This window comes from Streptomyces sp. SYSU D01066-1 (assembly GCF_054956795.1).
The window spans coordinates 1-16,830 of the sequence record NZ_JBUDHV010000047.1 but is presented as its reverse complement, the minus strand read 5'-3'; the positions used below and the strand labels follow the sequence as shown (position 1 = coordinate 16,830).

Annotated in this window: 14 protein-coding genes; all 14 read right to left on the bottom strand. The window is 72.9% G+C overall.

What is annotated here, in order from left to right; genetic code table 11:
• Window positions 1-2: 2 nt before the first annotated feature.
• A complete protein-coding gene (locus ACY1JF_RS29155) occupies window positions 3-983 on the bottom strand; it encodes an ABC transporter permease (RefSeq protein WP_462708263.1) in 981 nt (326 codons plus the stop codon).
• On the bottom strand, window positions 980-2,503 hold the full coding sequence (locus ACY1JF_RS29150) for a sugar ABC transporter ATP-binding protein (RefSeq protein ID WP_462708262.1): 1,524 nt from the start codon (window positions 2,501-2,503) through the stop codon (window positions 980-982). Before ACY1JF_RS29150 ends, ACY1JF_RS29155 begins: the two co-directional genes overlap by 4 nt.
• Before the next feature lie 29 nt (window positions 2,504-2,532).
• The gene (locus ACY1JF_RS29145) at window positions 2,533-3,570 is read right to left on the bottom strand and encodes a sugar ABC transporter substrate-binding protein (protein ID WP_462708261.1); all 1,038 of its coding nucleotides are present in this window, start codon (window positions 3,568-3,570) and stop codon (window positions 2,533-2,535) included.
• A 108-nt stretch (window positions 3,571-3,678) separates the two neighbouring features.
• Entirely contained in the window at window positions 3,679-3,993 is a 315-nt protein-coding gene (locus ACY1JF_RS29140; RefSeq protein WP_462708260.1) for a hypothetical protein, read from the bottom strand.
• Window positions 3,994-4,560: 567 nt separating this feature from the next.
• A complete protein-coding gene (locus tag ACY1JF_RS29135; protein ID WP_462708259.1) occupies window positions 4,561-5,238 on the bottom strand; it encodes a GntR family transcriptional regulator in 678 nt (225 codons plus the stop codon).
• Between the two features lie 69 nt (window positions 5,239-5,307).
• On the bottom strand, window positions 5,308-6,774 hold the full coding sequence (locus ACY1JF_RS29130; protein WP_462708258.1) for an FAD-dependent oxidoreductase: 1,467 nt from the start codon (window positions 6,772-6,774) through the stop codon (window positions 5,308-5,310).
• A complete protein-coding gene (locus ACY1JF_RS29125; RefSeq protein ID WP_462708257.1) occupies window positions 6,767-7,075 on the bottom strand; it encodes a (2Fe-2S)-binding protein in 309 nt (102 codons plus the stop codon). Before ACY1JF_RS29125 ends, ACY1JF_RS29130 begins: the two co-directional genes overlap by 8 nt.
• Window positions 7,072-8,232 carry an NAD(P)/FAD-dependent oxidoreductase gene (locus ACY1JF_RS29120; RefSeq protein ID WP_462708256.1) on the bottom strand — a complete coding sequence of 387 codons (1,161 nt, stop codon included), beginning with the start codon at window positions 8,230-8,232 and terminating at the stop codon, window positions 7,072-7,074. The genes ACY1JF_RS29125 and ACY1JF_RS29120 overlap by 4 nt, the downstream gene beginning before the upstream one ends.
• Window positions 8,229-9,230, bottom strand: coding sequence for a proline racemase family protein (locus ACY1JF_RS29115; RefSeq protein ID WP_462708255.1), 1,002 nt, complete (start codon window positions 9,228-9,230; stop codon window positions 8,229-8,231). Before ACY1JF_RS29115 ends, ACY1JF_RS29120 begins: the two co-directional genes overlap by 4 nt.
• Window positions 9,227-10,699 carry an aldehyde dehydrogenase (NADP(+)) gene (locus tag ACY1JF_RS29110; RefSeq protein ID WP_462708254.1) on the bottom strand — a complete coding sequence of 491 codons (1,473 nt, stop codon included), beginning with the start codon at window positions 10,697-10,699 and terminating at the stop codon, window positions 9,227-9,229. Before ACY1JF_RS29110 ends, ACY1JF_RS29115 begins: the two co-directional genes overlap by 4 nt.
• 44 nt (window positions 10,700-10,743) lie before the next feature.
• Window positions 10,744-11,700 (bottom strand): ornithine cyclodeaminase family protein, encoded by a 957-nt coding sequence (locus ACY1JF_RS29105; protein WP_462708253.1) that lies wholly within the window; start codon window positions 11,698-11,700, stop codon window positions 10,744-10,746.
• A 4-nt stretch (window positions 11,701-11,704) separates the two neighbouring features.
• A complete protein-coding gene (locus tag ACY1JF_RS29100; RefSeq protein ID WP_462708252.1) occupies window positions 11,705-12,604 on the bottom strand; it encodes a dihydrodipicolinate synthase family protein in 900 nt (299 codons plus the stop codon).
• Window positions 12,605-13,371: 767 nt separating this feature from the next.
• Window positions 13,372-14,793, bottom strand: coding sequence for a HupE/UreJ family protein (locus ACY1JF_RS29095; RefSeq protein WP_462708251.1), 1,422 nt, complete (start codon window positions 14,791-14,793; stop codon window positions 13,372-13,374).
• Window positions 14,793-15,845 (bottom strand): DUF3500 domain-containing protein, encoded by a 1,053-nt coding sequence (locus ACY1JF_RS29090; protein ID WP_462708250.1) that lies wholly within the window; start codon window positions 15,843-15,845, stop codon window positions 14,793-14,795. Before ACY1JF_RS29090 ends, ACY1JF_RS29095 begins: the two co-directional genes overlap by 1 nt.
• Window positions 15,846-16,830 lie beyond the last annotated feature (985 nt).

The window sequence follows — 16,830 nt, the reverse complement described above, 5'->3', positions numbered from 1 at the left end:
GCTCAGCGGCGGCGGCCGTCGGACGCGGCGAGCGCGACGGCGGCGAGGATGATGACACCGGTGACGAGGTCCTTGAGCTGCGGGTTCCAGCCGAGGATGTCGAAGCCGTTGCCGATGAGGGCGATGAGGAAGACACCGGCCACGGAGCGCCACACCGCGCCGATTCCGCCGTGGATGCTGGTGCCGCCGAGGATGATGGCGGCGATGGCGCTGAACTCCATGCCGGCGCCCGCCTGCGGCTGGCCGGCGCCGATGCGCGACACGCCGATCGCCGCGGCGATACCGGCCGCCAGACCGCTCAGGGCGAAGACGGTGACCTTGATCCGGTCGACCGAGACGCCGGAGAGCTTGGCCGCCTCCTGGTTGCCGCCCACGGCGAAAACGTGCCGGCCGAAGGTGGTGCCGTTGAGGACGAACCACATGACCGCCGCGAAGACGGCCAGAATGATGACCGAGTAGAAGACGTCACCGATCCGCCCGCGGCCGAGTTCGGAGAACCCGGGCGTGGTCACGCTGATCAGAAAGCCGCCGGTGATGAGGACCGCGATGGCCGCGAAGATCAGACTGGAGGCGAGTGTCGCGAGGAAGGAGTGCACCCGCAGTCTCGTCACCGCCAGGCCGTTGAAGGCACCGAGGGCCAGTCCCAGGACCGGTGCGGTGAGCAGGCCGATCGTGACGTTCCCGGTGTGCGTGGTGACCCACGCGGCGGCGACGCTGCCGACGGCGTACATCGCCGCCGTGGAGAGGTCGAAGGAGCCGGAGATGATCACGAAGGTGCCGGCCACGGCGACGATCGCCAGCGGCGCGTTCTGGTTGACGATGTTCAGCAGGTTCGTCGAGGTGAGGAACGACGGCGACGACACGGCGAGGACGACGATCAGGGCGGCCAGCAGGATGAGGACCGCGTAGTCGCGGACGATGTCGAGGGCGCCGGCGGCGGTGACGCGGCGCTCGCGAGGGGCGGCGGCGGTGGTGCTGGTCATGCGGTTGCTCCGATTTCCTGGTCGACGGCGAAGAGGCGGGCCAGCAGCTCCTCGACCCCCAGTTCCGAGGGGTCGACCACGTCGGCGGTGGTGCCGCGGTCGACGAGGCAGGCGCGCGTGGCGAGCGCCAGCACCTCCTCGTGTTCGGAGGAGATGAGCAGCACGCCGACGCCGCGGGCGGCGAGCTCGACGATCAATTCGTAGATGGTGGCCTTCGCGCCGATGTCCACACCGCGGGTGGGCTCGTCGAAGATCACGAGGGCGGGGTCGCCCAGCAGCCACTTGCCGAGCAGTGCCTTCTGCTGGTTGCCGCCGGACAGTCCGCCGACGGGCAGGTCGATCCGCGGGGGCCGCATGTCCAGCCGCGTCGCCAGCTCGGTGGCGCGCGCCCGTTCCTGACGGCGGGAGAGGACGCCGAAGCGCGAGAGGCGGCCGAGGAAGGCGAGCGCGATGTTCTCGCGCACGCTGCGCTCCAGGACCAGTCCCTGGGCGTGCCGGTCCTCGGGGATCATGGCCACGCCGGCGGCGATCGCGGCCCTGGTGTTCCAGGCGGTCCGGTCGCGACCGCCGAAGCGAATCGTTCCTTCAGTGATCCGGTCGATGCCGGCCGCGGCCCGGGCGATCTCGCTGCGGCCGGAGCCGACGAGACCGAGCAGCCCGACGATCTCTCCGGGCCGCACGACGAGATCGGCGTGCTCGACACCCGCGGCGGTGCGCACACCGCGCAGTTCCAGCAGCGGCTCGACGCTCTCCTCGACCGGGGGCAGCCGGGGCGGGAAGGTGACCGCCAGCTCGCGGCCGAGCATCCCCTGGACCATGCTCTGCTTGGTCTCCTCGCCGGCGGCCCTGGTCCGCACCCGTACGCCGTCGCGCATGATGGTGATGCGGTGGGAGACCTCGAGCACGGAGTCGAGGAAGTGCGAGACGTAGACGACGCTGCGGCCCTGCTCGCACAGCTTGCCGATGAGCCGGTGCAACTGGTTGATCTCGTGCCCGGTCAGCGACGAGGTCGGCTCGTCCATCACGACGACCCGGGCGTCGCGGGCCAGCGCCCGCAGGATCTCGACCTTCTGCTGGTCGGCGATGCGCAGGTCGCCCACCCGGGCCTTGGGGTCGAGCTCGAAGTCGGCGTCCTGCTGGAGCTTGTGGAACCGCGAGGTCAGATCGCGGCGCAGGATGCCGCCCCTGGCGCCCTCCATGCCGAGGAAGACGTTCTGCTCGACGGTGAGCTGCGGGACGAGCGCCAGCTCCTGGGCGATCATCACCACGCCGGCCCGCTGGGCGCGGACCGGGTCCCAGCGTCCGACGGGCTTCCCGTCGATGGTCAGCTCGCCCAGGTCGGGTGAGTAGACGCCGGCGACGATCTTTCCGAGTGTGGACTTTCCGGCGCCGTTCTCGCCCACCAGCGAGTGCACCTCGCCCGCGTACAGGTCGAGGTCGACGCCGGCGAGTGCCTGGGTGCCGCCGAAGCGCTTGGAGACGCCCCGCAGGCTGACGACAGGGGCAGTGGTGTTTTCCATGGTCACTGGGCTCCGATCCGGGACGGGACTCAGCCGGCCCACTCGCCCTTGAAGTCGGGCGCCTGGGTGAGGGTCTCCTTGTCGGCGTAGGCGTCGACCGCGCCGACCTGGTCGGCGTCCACCCACTCCTCGGCCTCGCCGCCGGTGAGCTTGGCGTGCAGCTGCTTCATCGCCGCCTCCCCCATGCTGACCGGGAAGTTGAGGTAGTCGGCCTGCCAGGTGCCGTCGCGGACGTTGTCGACCGCGTACGTCGTACCGCCGCCGCCGGTGAGGTAGACCTCGGCGGGGTCGATGCCGGCGTCCTCCAGCGCGATCTGCGCGCCCTTGGTCTGCTGGTCGGCGTTGGAGAGGATCGCGTCGACGTCGGGGTGGGCCTGCAGCACGTTCGAGATCGCCGTGGCGGAGGTGTCGGGGTCGTACTGGCCCTCGGCGGTGGCGACGACCTTGATGTTCGAGTGGGCGCCGAGGACGCTCTTGTACGCCTTCTCGCGCGTGACGTCCAGCGTCGTCTTGAGGTTGCCGACGAGCAGGGCGACATTGCAGGGGTCGATGTCCTCGCAGTACGTCACGACGCCGTCGGCCTGCTTCTCGGCGGCCTCCGCCGGGTCGACCGCGACGGTGCTGACCACGCCCTCGACCTGCGGCTTCATCTCCGAGATGTCCGGGCCGACGGGGTTGAGCACGGTGGCGACGGGGATGCTGTTGGCCAGCGGGAAGCCGGCGGCCAGCGACACTCCGTCGTTGGGGACGACGATCACGCCGTCGTACTTGGTGCCCGAGCCCGCGGTCTCCAGCTGGGACAGCTGGGTGTCGGAGTCGAAGCCGCCGTCCAGGACACTCACCTCGACGGCGGCGCCGAGTTCTTTCACCGCGTTCCGCACGCCCTGGGCGACGGCCTGGTTGTAGCCGTTCTGGCTGGAGGACAGGAGCACGGCGACGGAGTAGGAGTCCTTGCCGTCCGCCCCGGTGCCGGCGCCACCGCCGCAGGCGGTCAGGACGACGGAGCCGGCGACTGCCGCGGCTGCCGCCGCGAGTCCGCGCCCTGTGGTCTTCGTCGAGCGTTTCATGGGATATCTCCTGGTCAGGGGTGCGGTCTTCGCACGGCACCTACGGTGTGATGACAAGGGGCGGGCACGGGACCCCGCGCCCGGCCGGGGGCGGCCGAAGACCGCGCGTCAGGGCTTGCGGACCTCGTGGTCGACCTCGAAAACGCGTCCCGTGCCGACCTCGGCGTCCCGCAGCAGTTCCCGGAGCCGCTCGTTGGAGCTGTCGCGCCAGGGGTTGTCGATCCAGCCCTGGTAGGCCTGTGCATCCGGCCACAGCGCGGTCACGAGGATCTCGCCGGAGCCGTCGGCGGCGACGGAGATCTCCGAGGCCAGGGCGGCGGAATGGTCGAGCGAGTACTGCAGCACGTCGTACTCGCGGTAGTAGGCCAGGACCTCACTGGTCCTGGTGGGATCTACCCGGAGCGTCAGCATCGTGCGAATCACGTTCTCGTTCCTTTCGCGGCGCTGCCGCGCACGAGCATGGACGGTGAGGAGAGCGGGGCCGCGGCCAGGGCGCGAGGAGGGGAAGCACGGTGAACGGAGCGCCCGCCATCGCGCCGGCGGCGACTTCCGGGGCGGTCCGGTGAGCCGAACGGAGCGCCTCACGAAGTCTGCGGAGCCGGTTCACGTGTAACCCCTGTCTCGCGGTCAGGCTCGTCATGTCCGGCGGCCTGGCTGGACATTAAGATGTGACATTGCACTGATACAAGGGGGCGGAGCGGTATTTCTTCCCCCTGTAACAGGAAACCGGCTGTGTACGGGTCCCGCGCAACACAGGGGTAACGCGGCGCACGGGGGACTTCGGGGCCGCCCCCGGACGGGGACGGCCCAGTGGCGGCCGGGGCGGCCCGGACGGCGCGGTCAGGATGACGCCGCGACGTGCGGGACGGAGCCGGACACGCCGCTTCGGCCGTGCCCCCCGGCTTGGGTGCGCAGGAACGCTCCGGCCCCGTCCGACAGCGGCCGGCGGCCGGTCACCGCGCCGTGGCGGGGCCGTGCGCCCGCCGCGGTTCAGCGGTCCGTCGTGGACCCCGCGGGGCGGGCCCAGCGCCCTCTCGTCTGACTGATGTGAGCGGACATCAGTTCCTGCACTTCCCGGGCGTCGCCCGCCGCGATCGCGTCGAGGATCGTGTGATGCTCACGAGCCGACACCTCCAGTTCGCCGCTCTCGTGCAGCGACGCCAGGCCGTACAGCCGGGTGTGCGCCCGCAGGTCGGAGATGAGCGCGGTCACCCGGCGGTTCCCGGCGTACTCGAGCAGCCGCAGGTGGAAGGCGCGGTCGGACTCGGTGTAGGCCACCAGGTCGCCCGCCAGGGCTCCCTGGACGATCGCCTCCGCCATCTCCCGCAGCATCGGCAGGTCCTCGGCCGGGATCAGCGGAGTCACCCGAGCGGCTAACGGCGGCTCGACGAGCATCCGCAGCTCGGTGATCTCGTCGAGGTCCGACTCCTCGATCGTCGTCACCCGGAAACCCTTGTTGGGGACGGTCGTCACGAGGTTCTCGCGCACGAGATCCAGCATCGCCTCACGCACGGGCGTGGCCGACACGCCGAAACGCGCGCCGAGCGCGGGCGCCGAGTAGACGACGCCGGGCTCGAGCTCACCGGAGACGATGGCGGCGCGCAGCGCACGCGAGATCCGCTCGCGCAGACTGACCTTGTCGAACTGCTGAATGTTCGTGATGTTCATGGACGCCGCCCTCGCCGGTGTGGGTGGACCGATCCTATCGAGGAAGGGAGCAATGTCACACGGCATACATCAGGACGCGCCCTCCTCCGTCCGCCCGGCCAGCTCCTGGAGCGAAACCGGTGCCGCGAAGGTCCGCTTGGCCGCCGGCCGGAGATCCGCGGCGGTGAGCGCGCGTTCGCCGCCGGCCGCGAGGCAGGCGGCGGCGAAGCCGCAGACCCGTCCCTGGCACCAGCCCATGCCCGGCCGGGCCAGCAGCTTGACCGTGCGCGCGTCCGAGGCGCCGAGGGTGTCCCGCACGGCGCGGACGTCGCCCGCCGTCACCTCCTCGCAGCGGCACACGGTGGTCTCCGGACGCAGCCACTCCTGCCACCCGGCGGGGACCGGGAAGGCACGGTGCATGGCCCGGGCGAAGGAGCGTCCGCGACGGATCCTGCCCCGCAGCCGGCGCACCCGGGCCGCCGACGGCCGCAGCCCGGCGTCCCGGGCGGCCGCGAGGCCGGCGAGTTCCCCCTCCGCCAGGGCCAGTGCCGCGCCGCCCACGCCCGTCGCCTCGCCCGCGACGTAGACACCGTCGACGTCGGTGCGCTGCCACGGGTCGACGACGGCGACCAGTGACTGGTCGGCGTCGACCCGGGTGGCGGCGCCCACGGCGGTGACCAGTTCCAGCGAGGGCGTGAAGCCCCAGCCCAGCGCGACCAGGTCGACCGCGAGTTCGCGTGCCGCGGAGCCGGGACGCGGCCGGCCGTGCCGGTCGACGCGCCCGAGGCGTACCGCTGTCACGCTGTCCTCGCCGAGGATCTCGGTCACGACGGTCCTGCTCCGGAACGGGATCCGTCGGCGTACGAAGGCAGCGGCGTACTCGGCGGCCTCCAGCCCCTTCGACGGCACCGCCACCGCGCCGATCGGGGACCTGGCCCAGCCGGTCAGGGAGCCGGCCTCGCACACCGCGACGACCTCGGCGCCCGCCTCGGCCAGACCGGCGGCCACCGGCAGCAGGAACGGTCCGGTGCCGGCGACCAGCGCGCGCTTGCCGGCGACGCTGCGGTGGGCCTTCAGCAGGGCCTGGACCCCGCCCGCCGCCATCACACCGGGGAGGTCCCATCCGGGGACCGGCAGCTGGCGGTCATAGCCGCCCGGGCACAGGATGAGCGCGGCGGCGGACACCTCCGGTGTCGCCGTCCGGTCCTTCGGGCCGACGGTGGCGGTCAGGTGCAGGACGTGGCCGCCACCGTCGGTCGCGCGATCGAGGAACCAGACCTGGTGACCGCCGATCCGGTGCAGGGGTTTGCGGGAGCCGGGCGCCTGCACGGCGCGCAGCCGGTCGCGCAGGTCGGTGAAGCGTGCCCACAGGTGCTGCGAGCGGCCCTCGTCCTCGATGGGCACGGACTCGTCGGGGTGGCGCCAGAACTGTCCGCCGGGCTGGTCGCCGGCGTCGACGCAGACGACGCTCAGTCCCTGTTCGGCCGCCGTGACGGCGGCGGCGAGGCCCGCCGGTCCGGCCCCGACCACGGCCACGTCGTACACGGCGTCAGCCATGGTCGTCCGCCTTCCCGTCCGCTTCGGCGCGCACCGCGCCGTCGGCCGCGGCGCGGTGGCTCTGCAGCCGCATCCCGTCGCGCGCCGGAACCAGGCAGGCCCGCTGGTTCGGCACGCCGTCGACGGTCAGCAGGCAGTCGTAGCAGACGCCGATGCCGCAGAAGATTCCCCGCGGGCGGCCCCGGTGCCGGGTCGTGCGCCAGGAGCGGATGCCGGCGTCGGTCAGCGCCGCGCCGACGCTCTGGCCGGGTTTCGCCTCGATCACGGCGCCGTCGAAGGCGAGGGCGATCCGGTCGTTCATGAGACCTCCTGGAGAGCGAAGCGCTCCGGTGCGAACGGGGCCATGTCGATGTCGGGCCGGTCCCCGGTGAGCGCCTGGACGAGCAGTCTGGCGCTGCCCACCGACAGGCCGATCCCGGCGCCCTCGTGGCCGGCGGCGTGCGCCAGCCCGGGTGCGCGGGGGTCGGGTCCGATGACCGGCAGGTGGTCCGGGCAGTAGGGGCGGAAGCCGAGGTAGGTCCGCAGGAGCGACAGGGAGCCGAGCGTGGGGTAGAGCCTGAGCGCCTTGCGGGCCATCTCGCGCAGCGCCGGCAGCGAGACGGTGCGGTCGAAGCCGACGCGTTCGCGCGAGGAGCCGATCAGGATCGTGCCCGACTTGGTGCCCTCGATGACGGTGGAGGTCTGCAGCCCTTCGTCGGAGCTCTGGGTGCTGGCGACGTACTCGCCCGCGTAGACCTTGTGGAACACCGTGCGCGGCACCGGTTCGGTGACCAGGACGAAGCCGCGGCGCGGCAGCACCGGCACCGCCACCCCCGCGAGTGCGGCGATCTCGCCCGCCCAGGTGCCGCCCGCGTTGACGACGTGCCCGGCGGGGACGTCCCCGCGGTCGGTCCGCACGCCGGTCACCCGGTCACCGTCGCGCAGGAAGCCCGTCACCGTGGTGCCCGTGCGGACCTGGGCCCCGCGCTCCCGTGCCATCCGCAGCAGGTGGGCGGCCATCAGCATCGGCTGGACCTGGCAGTCCTGCGGGTAGAACGCGGCGCCGCTCAGGTCCCGGGTCAGGTGGGGCTCGTAGCCGTGGACCTCGTCGGCGGGGACGAGCTCCACGTCGATGCCCGCCGCCCGCTGCCGGACCGCCAGCTGAGCGAGTGAGGCGGCGCCGGTCTCGTCGGAGGCGACGACCAGGCCGCCCTTGGTCTCGAACTCCCACAGCTCACCGTGTTCGGCGAGGTCCTCGCGCCACAGCCGGTTGGACAGCAGCGCGAGGTCGAGCTCCGGTCCGGCCTCCTTGTCGGAGACCAGCAGGTTGCCTTCGCAGGCGCTGGTGGTGCCGCTGACGATCGCGCCGCGCTCGATCACCTCGACGCTCAGGCCCGCCACCGTGGCGAAGTAGGCGGTGGCGGCGCCGAGGGCGCCCGCGCCGATCACCACGACGTCGGGAGCGCCGGCGCGGCTCACAGCTCGAACCCCGCGGGGAACGGGTCGGTCGGGTCGAGCATGTACTGCGCCGTACCGGTGATCCAGGCCCGCCCGGTGATCGTCGGGATGACCGCCTCGATGCCGCCCACCTCGGTCTTCTCGACCAGCCGGCCGGTGAACGTGGTTCCGATGAACGACTCGTTGACGAAGTCGGTGTCCAGCGCGAGTTCGCCGCGGGCGTGCAGCTGTGCCATCCGGGCGCTGGTGCCGGTGCCGCAGGGGGAACGGTCGAACCAGCCCGGATGGATCGCCATCGCGTGCCGGGAGCGCCGCGCGGTCGAACCGGGCGCCTGGAGGTAGACGTGGTGGCAGCCGCTGATGTCGGGACGGGTCGGGTGGCGCGGCAGGGCGTGCGCGTTGATCGCGTCCATGATCGCCAGCCCGGCGTCGAGCAGTTCCTGCTTGGCGGCGCGGGCGAACGGCAGGCCCAGCTTCTCCAGTTCGACGACGGCGTAGAAGTTGCCGCCGAACGCCATGTCGTAGTCCACGCTGCCCAGGCCCGGCACCTCGACGCTCTGGTCGAGGGCGAGCGCGAACGACGGCACGTTGCGGATGGTGACCGACGTGGCGCGGCCGTCCTCGACGGCCACCTCGGCCTCGACGAGGCCGGCGGGGGTCTCCAGCCGCAGCGTGGTGACCGGCTCGACGACCGGCACCATACCGGTCTCCACCAGGACCGTCGCCGTGCCGATCGTGCCGTGTCCGCACATCGGCAGCAGTCCGGAGACCTCGATGAAGAGCACGCCGAAGTCGGCGTCCGGCCGGGTCGGCGGCTGCAGGATGGTGCCGCTCATCGCGGAGTGCCCGCGCGGCTCGCACATCAAGAACGTGCGCAGGTCGTCGTTGTTCTCGATGAACCACTGCCGGCGCTCGGCCATGGTGGCGCCGGGGAACACCCCGACACCGCCGGTGACGACGCGCGTCGGCATCCCCTCGGTGTGGGAGTCGACCGCGTGGATGACGCGTCCGGACCTCATGCTTGCTCCTGACCGGTGACGCGCCCGTCGATCCGCCGCTCGACGCCGGTCGTCGGGCTGTCGCGGAGTTCGCCGGGCAAGAGGTGCTGGGGGAAACCCTGCCATGCCACCGGACGCACGAACCGGGCGAGGGCCGCCGTCCCCACCGAGGTGGTGCCGGGTGCGGTGGTGGCGGGGTAGGGGCCGCCGTGCTGCTGGGCGTAGGTGACCGAAACGCCGGTGGGCCACTGGTTCCACAGGATCCGGCCGGCCTTGCGGGCCAGGAGGCCGGCCAGCCGCGGGACGACCTCGTCGTCCTCCTCGGCCACGAGCGTCGCGGTCAGCTGGCCGTCGACGCGGCGTGCCACGTCGAGCAACTGGCTCTCGTCGCCGTAGCGCACCACCAGTGCCGTGGGCCCGAAACACTCGGTGAGGAGACCGTCGAGGTCGCCGAGGAGGTCCTCGACGCCGGCGACGAGCACCGTGGGGGCGGGGTGTTCGGGATACCGCGGGGAGGTGCCCGCGGTGAGGACGGCGACGCCCGCTTTGGCTTCGAGCCGCTCGCGGGTGCGCTGGTGGCCCGCGGCGATGCGGTCGTTGAGCAGCGGAGCCGCCTCCGGCAGGACCGCCTCGCGCAGCAGGGGGACGATGCGGGAGTCCTCCGGTACGAGGAGCACGCCGGGCTTGGTGCAGAACTGGCCGGCGCCCATGGTGAAGGAGGTGACGAACCCGTCCACGATCTCGGCGGCGCGGCCGGCGGCGGCCCGCTCGGTGACGAAGACGGGGTTGACGCTGCCGAGTTCGCCGTAGAACGGGATCGGCTCCGGACGGGACTGCGCGAGGTCGAAGAGGGTGCGCCCCACCGGGATCGACCCGGTGAACGCCCCGGCTTTGACGTCGGGGTGGGTGAGTACTTCACGGGCCCGCGCGGCGTCGTGGACGAGTGTGAGAAGACCGTCGGGGGCCCCGGCTCCGTCGAGGGCCTGGCACACCACCCGGGCGGTCGCGTCGGAGAGGCCGGGATGTCCGTCGTGGGCCTTGACCAGGACCGGGCATCCCGCCGCCAGCGCGGAGGCGGTGTCGCCGCCCGCGACACCGAACGCGAAGGGGAAGTTCGAGGCGGCGAAGACGAGTACGGGCCCCAGGGGGACGGCCGTGCGGCGCAGGTCGGGGCGTGCGGCGCCCATCGGCCAGTCCGGGTCGGCGTGGTCGATCCGGATGCCGAGGTGCTCCCCCGCGGCGGCGGACCGCGCCAGCAGCCGCAGCTGGAAGGACGTGCGTCTCAGCTCACCGGCCAGCCTCGCTTCCGTCAGGTGCGTCTCGCGCCGGGCGAGGGGCAGGAGTTCGCCTCCCGCCGCGTCGAGCGCGTCGGCGACCGCCCCCAGGACGGTGGCGCGGTCGGCGGCCGGGGCCGCCGCCCAGGTCTCGCCGGCCGTGACGGCTCGCGCCACCAGTTCGCCGGCGGACGGGTCCACAGTGTTGAGCGACATGTCTCCTCGCTGGATCGGGTTGCGGTCGTGAGGTACGGCCGCGGCTACGTCGGCCGCGGGGAGCGGTGCCGCTCGTACAGGGCGGTGGCCACGACGAGGTCTTCCCAGGCCATGCCCACCCCGGAGAAGACGGCCGGCCGGCCCGGCGTGCGCCGGAAGCGGCCGCGGACGAGATCCGCCAGATTGGCGAGCGGGAGGCGGTCCCAGTCGGCCGCCGCCCGTGCCCGAAGCAGGTTCCCCGCTTCGCGCAGGGCCGACACCCTGGCCTCGACCACCACGTCGCTCCGTCGGATCAGCTCCGGCGGGAGTTCGGCGCGCTCGGGTCCGTGAGAGCCCACGGCCGCGACGACGGCGCCGTCGGCGACCTGGCCGTCGTCGAGGACGGGACTGCTGGAGGAGGTCGCGCACAGGATCACGTCGGCCCACGGCACGTCGTCCGGCGAGCCGGCTCGCACCCGCGCCCGCGGGGTGTCGGTCCGGGCCGCCAGCGCGAGCGCCGCTTCCCGGCGACGGCCGACGACGACGGCGTCGAGGGGCCCCACCACCGCCCGCAGGCAGCGCAGGTGCCGTTCCGCCTGCGGGCCGGTGCCGAAGACGACGGCCCTCAGCGGCCGGTCCGGCCGCGGCTCGCCCGCCGCCAGCAGATGCCTGACGGCGAGCACGGTGGTGGCCGGGGTGCGCAGCAGCGTCAGTTCGACCGCGTCCATGAGGGCCACCGGAGCCAGGCCGTCACTGGAGAAGAGCGTGTAGACCCCCTGGATCTTCGGTCTGCCGTGGGCGGGGTTGTCCGGGGCCACCGTCACCAGCTTGACCCCGGACCACTGGGGACCGCGGGCCGGCATCACCAGGAACTCGCCGCGGGGAGCCGGTGAGAACAGGCGGGGGCTGTCGTCTTCCGGGTCGACGGCTCCCGAGGTCAGCGCGTCCTCCAGGAACCCGACCGCGTCGGCGTCGGACGCCAGCGCGGCCAGGTCCTGCCCGGTCAGGAAGGGAAGCGTCATCGGCTCAGTCGAGGCCCTTGCCGATGACCGCGTTGGTCTCCGCCGTGATGCGCTCGGCGATCCTGGGCGGCAGCGGCAGGCGCGGAGGACGGCACGCGCCGCCCTTGCGGCCGACCAGGTCCATGGAGAGCTTGATGGCCTGGACGAACTCCGTCTTGGAGTCCCACCGCAGCAAGGGGTGCAGGTCGCGGTAGAGGCCGAGTGCCTCGGCGGCGTCCTCGGCCCGCCCCGACGTGGCCAGGTCGTAGAGCTTCTTGCAGGCGTTGGGGAACGCGTTGGTGTAGCCGGCGATCCAGCCGACGGCACCCGCGAGGCCGACTTCGAGGAGAACGTCGTCGGATCCGATGAGGACGTCGAGCCCGGGAGCGAGTTCCCGCACCTCGTAGGCGCGGCGCACGTCGCCGGAGAACTCCTTGACGCCGACGATGAGCCCCTCGCCGTGCAGTTCCGCGAGCAGGTCGGGGAGCAGGTCGACCTTGGTGTCGATCGGGTTGTTGTAGGCGACGACCGGCAGGCCGACGGCCGCGGCGGCGCGGTAGTGCTCCACCACGGTACGCCGGTCGGCGCGGTAGGCGTTCGGCGGCAGCAGCAGGACGGACCGGGCGCCGGCCTTCGCGGCCTGCTCGATCCAGCGGCAGGTCTCCAGGGAGCCGTACGCCGCGGCGCCGGCCATCACGTTGAAGCCGTCGGGAGCCGCCTCGACCGCGACCTCGATGACGCGAGCGCGCTCCTCGGGCGTGAGGGTCTGGTACTCCCCCAGGGACCCGTTGGGGCACACACCGTCCATGCCGTTGTCGGCCAGCCAGCGGACGTGATCCGCGAAACCGTCGAAGTCGACGGAAAGGTCGTCGTTGAAGGGAAGGGCGGTTGCGACGTTGATGCCGTGCCACGGCTTCCGCGCCATGAGGTCTCCTCAGGTCAGGTGATGCAGGTCATGTTATGTGACATTGCACTGGCACACAAGGGTTCGTCGGCCGCCGGAACGGCCCGGCCCGTCCGGCGCGGGACGCGGCCGGCTCCGGGCCGGTCGGGCACACACCGGCCGACGGTTCCGCCGCGCTCGCGCGCACCGGGCGCGCCCGGACAGGAACGCGTCACGCACCCGCCGGGAGCGGCGACGGCCGGGTACCTGCCCCTTGGGAACGTCCCCTCTCCACCCCGGCGGCTCCGGCCTCCGCCCCGCCGGACGAGCCGGCGGCCGAACGGGCCTGCCCGATCACGGCCCCGCCGTCCGGAAAAGGCCACCGGCAGGAAGCCCGCCCCACGCGTCCATCCCTCCCCGGTGACGCGCCCGGTGCGAGGGGCGGGGGCCGGCGGGGCGGGTCTGGACGCCGTACGCGCCGCCCGGCCCCCACCGGCCCGTGGCGCGGGCCGGCAACGCCGGCGCGGCCGGCGCCACCGCGCTGGGGACGCAGCGGAACACCGCCCGCGGCTCCTGGAGCTTCGAGCGCACCGGGAGCAGGCTCGCGCGGATCACGCGGCAGGCGCACGCGCGGTGCCGCGAGGCGGCCGGGACCTACGGCGGTGACGCCGATGGCCGATGACCACGTGCTCGGCGCCCACACGGCAAGGTTCCCGCGGGCCGCGGAGGCGATGACCGCCCAGGGCGTCGTCCGACCGTCCGGGGTGCGGGCCGGCCGGTGACCGGCCGGCCCGCACCGTGCGTCCGGTTCAGCGCCGGACCGTCGTGCCGCGCTCGGCGGCCAGTACGGGTCGCGCACCGCTCGGGCCGCCGCCGTCCTGACGGCGCCGGTGGACGGTGAGCAGCCACACCGCGGCGAGCAGGGCGGTGGTGACCAGGACGAGGAGCAGTCGGTCGGTGTCGGCCGCGATGCCGTCCGCGGCGCGGGCGACGGGGTTGGGCAGGCCGAGGCGGTCGGCCAGCCAGCCCAGGGCCAGGGCGGCGGTCAGCAGCGCGCAGGCGGTGCGCACGGCGGCGTGCCTGGGCAGCCGGGTGAGGCAGATCAGGCTCGGCAGGGCGAGCAGGACGAGGACGAGCTGCATGGTCTCGATGCCGAGGTTGAAGCCGGCCAGGCTGAGGAGCAGTTGCCGGGTGGAGAGGTTCATCTCGGCGAGGGTGAGGGAGAAGGCCAGGCCGTGCCCGAGGCCGAAGACGCCCGCGACGACGGCCTCCCGGCCCGGGAAGAGCGGACGTGCGGCGTGCACGGCGCCGATGAGGATGCTCAGGGCGATGAACGCCTCGACCGGCTGGGCCGGGATGTCGAGGCGGCCGAAGGCGCTCGCGGCGAGCGCGATCGAGTGCCCGACGGTGAAGGCGAGCGTGGTGCGGGCGATGCGCACCAGCGCGGTGCGGGTGTCCGCCAGCCCGGTCCAGCGGCGGCCGGTCGCCCGCAGCGGCGCGGGCAGCAGCAGGATGAGCAGGAACAGCAGGTGGTCGGTGCCTTCGAGGATGTGCTGGGCGCCGAGCCGGAACATGGCCCAGGTGCCGCGCCACAGGCTGCCGTCGTCGAGGTCGACGGTGAGCGGGGGCACCGTCATGGTCCGGGTGTCGGTACTGATGACACCGACCTGGGCCGCGGTGCCCTCGCCCGCTTCGCTCACGCGGCCGGCCGCCCAGTCCTGGCGGACGGAGACCAGGACGGTGTGGGTGACGACCTGGTGGACGACGGCGTCGTAGTCGAGCACGAACCGGCGGGAGTCGCCGCCGGGCGGCGGGGTGAGGGTGGCCCGGACGGTCAGTTCGCGGTAGACGCCCGTGGCGGTCTGCTCCGCCCGGCCCAGTGCCATGGACCCGATGGTCACGTCCCACGCGGTGCCCCGGCCGGTGACGGGACGCAGGTGCGCGGCCAGGTACCGGCGGACCGCGGCGGCGCGCGCCGCGAGCTGCGCGGCGGTGGTGGTGTCGTCCAGGGCGATTCCGCTGGCTGTGGCGAAGTCACCTACCGGGAGGGCGAGTTCGGCGGTCACCGAGTCCTCGTGCACGTCGAGGACGACGACCGAGTGCGGCATGGGATGCGCGGCGGCCGGCGGCGCCGCCAGGAGCAGCGCCGCCAGTACCGCCACCGCCATCCCGGCCACCCCGCGCAGCACCGGACGCAGTGCGGGTGGCGTCGAGAGCGGCGGGCGGTCCATCAGAAGGTGAACTCCCCGCCGTAGTCGCGGGCGTGGTCGCGGTAGACGGTGTGGTAGTGCACCTGGTTGCGGTAGATCACGCCGTTCTGGCAGACGAACTCGATCCAGACGCCGGGGCCGTCGATGCGCACGTAGTCGCCCTGGGCGCTCAGGGTGGCATTGCCGGAGTAGGCGATGTAGGTCTGGTCGAGTTCCGCCTCGTAGGCGGCCAGCAGCTCGGACGAGGTGGAGTCGTCGACGACCTTGACCCACGGGGTGATGGCCGCGAGGACCAGCTGTTTCTGGGCGCTGGAGAGTGTGCTGACCGGCAGGCCCGCCTTGGTCGTCGGGAACTGTCCGTCCTTGCCCGGGCCGAGCAGCACATCGCCGAAGGACTGGGAGAGCTTGGCCTGGGAGAGCTGGCTGCTGCTGAGGCCGTTGAGCATGTTGAGCATGCCGTTGCGCTGTCCGCTCAGCGGGGCGTAGGTGGTGCCGCCGGAGGTCCAGCTGCTCGGCTCGACACCGACGAAGTACGGGCTGGCGCCGGTGACTTCGCCGCCCTCGTAGGTGAGGTTCACCGCGAGGTGGTGGCCGCCGAAGTGCAGCTGCCAGGTGCCGGTCTCGCTCGGGGTGCCGAGGAAAGCCAGGTAGTAGTTGCCACTGCCGTAGCCGCCGGCGCTCTGGCCGAGGACGTCGTCGGCGGCCAGGACCTGCTGGATCTGGTCGTACCCGGTGCCGTTGGCGGTGCCCGCGGCGGCCTTCAGCACCGCCTTGGCGGCGGTCAGCTGCGCGCTGCTCAGCGAGCCGAGCTGGATGCCGACCCGGCAGGACGAGCCGCAGGGCAGGTTCGACCAGGCGGTGGCGTTCGCCTTCGTGAAGCCCAGCAGGACCTGGCCCTGCTGGCTGGTGGACAGGGTGTCCACGAACGCGTCGGCCGCGGCGACCACGTCCGAGACCGCCGCGGTGGACGCGGTCGTGCCCGCCACCGCCGCGGCGTCGTGCTGTCCGCTCGCGGCGTCGGCGTGGGCGTAGACCCCGCCGAGGACGAGCGTCGTCCCCGTCGCGAGGGCCACCGAGGCCCGCCTCCACCTGCTCGATAACGTCCGACGTGCGCTGTCTTCGCTCACCTTGTCAGTCCCTTCCAGGATCACGTGGGGGGATGTCGCGATCATGTCATTGTCATGTTGCGAACAAGGTGAGGATAAGCGGAATCCGGCGGTCCCGCTCCATCCCGGAAGCGATTTCTGATGCGATCAGCCATACCTGTGAACGGGATGTCCGCAGGCTCTGATCGACCTGTGAAAGGCGGCCGGCCGTGGTGCGGCCGGACCGCCCGTTCACGGTCAGCGGGTCAGCGGGTCAGCGGGTCGATGTGCTTCGCGGAGAGGGTGAGCCCCGCCTTCGGCGGTCACCGCCACGACGACGTGGATCGGCCGGTTCGCGACCTGCCCGTACCTGGTCTTGGCGTTGACGGCGTACACGGACAGGGCCGGTCTTCGGCGGCGACGGCCTCGGGTGGTGGATCCGGCGGCAGGCCGGTCCCCGGGCGGGGCCGTCGGGCGGGCGGCAGTGGTTGTCCGAGCTGGGCACGCCATCCGCCGATCGGCCCGCCCCAGCCCCCTCGGAGGGCGCCGCGAAGGCAGCCGGGAGGCCCGCGGCGGCCTTTCGGCGTGGCGTGGCGGCCCCTGGCCCGGCACATCGTCCGTGCGGGCCGCCACCACGTCCCCGGGGCCCGTACAGAGGAGTTCGCGGTCGCGGGCCGTTTCGCACCGGCGGCGGATGCTTTTCGCCCGCGGGCAAGGGCCAGGTCCGCTGGAGCACGCGCTGGAACACCGTACTGAAGGCCGCCGGTGGTCCCCGTTCGCGGGCGTGCGGGACCGGCCTTCGGGCGGCGCGGACGCCAGGTGCGGGTGCGGGTGCGGGCGCCAGTCGTCGTGTCCGCCGGCCGGCCGGGTGTCCGTCAGGCGACGGGGCCGAGGGTGAAGCCGCCGTCGGCGACGATCTCGGAGCCGGTGGCGAAGCGTGCCTGGTCGGAGGCGGCGAACAGGATGAAGTCGG

Bases quoted from the DNA above. Each gene is read 5' to 3' on its own strand.
- ACY1JF_RS29155 (WP_462708263.1), bottom strand. From the start codon at position 983: ATGACCAGCACCACCGCCGCCGCCCCTCGCGAGCGCCGCGTCACCGCC.
- ACY1JF_RS29150 (WP_462708262.1), bottom strand. From the start codon at position 2,503: ATGGAAAACACCACTGCCCCTGTCGTCAGCCTGCGGGGCGTCTCCAAG.
- ACY1JF_RS29145 (WP_462708261.1), bottom strand. From the start codon at position 3,570: ATGAAACGCTCGACGAAGACCACAGGGCGCGGACTCGCGGCGGCAGCC.
- ACY1JF_RS29135 (WP_462708259.1), bottom strand. From the start codon at position 5,238: ATGAACATCACGAACATTCAGCAGTTCGACAAGGTCAGTCTGCGCGAG.
- ACY1JF_RS29130 (WP_462708258.1), bottom strand. From the start codon at position 6,774: ATGGCTGACGCCGTGTACGACGTGGCCGTGGTCGGGGCCGGACCGGCG.
- ACY1JF_RS29125 (WP_462708257.1), bottom strand. From the start codon at position 7,075: ATGAACGACCGGATCGCCCTCGCCTTCGACGGCGCCGTGATCGAGGCG.
- ACY1JF_RS29115 (WP_462708255.1), bottom strand. From the start codon at position 9,230: ATGAGGTCCGGACGCGTCATCCACGCGGTCGACTCCCACACCGAGGGG.
- ACY1JF_RS29110 (WP_462708254.1), bottom strand. From the start codon at position 10,699: ATGTCGCTCAACACTGTGGACCCGTCCGCCGGCGAACTGGTGGCGCGA.
- ACY1JF_RS29105 (WP_462708253.1), bottom strand. From the start codon at position 11,700: ATGACGCTTCCCTTCCTGACCGGGCAGGACCTGGCCGCGCTGGCGTCC.
- ACY1JF_RS29100 (WP_462708252.1), bottom strand. From the start codon at position 12,604: ATGGCGCGGAAGCCGTGGCACGGCATCAACGTCGCAACCGCCCTTCCC.
- ACY1JF_RS29095 (WP_462708251.1), bottom strand. From the start codon at position 14,793: ATGGACCGCCCGCCGCTCTCGACGCCACCCGCACTGCGTCCGGTGCTG.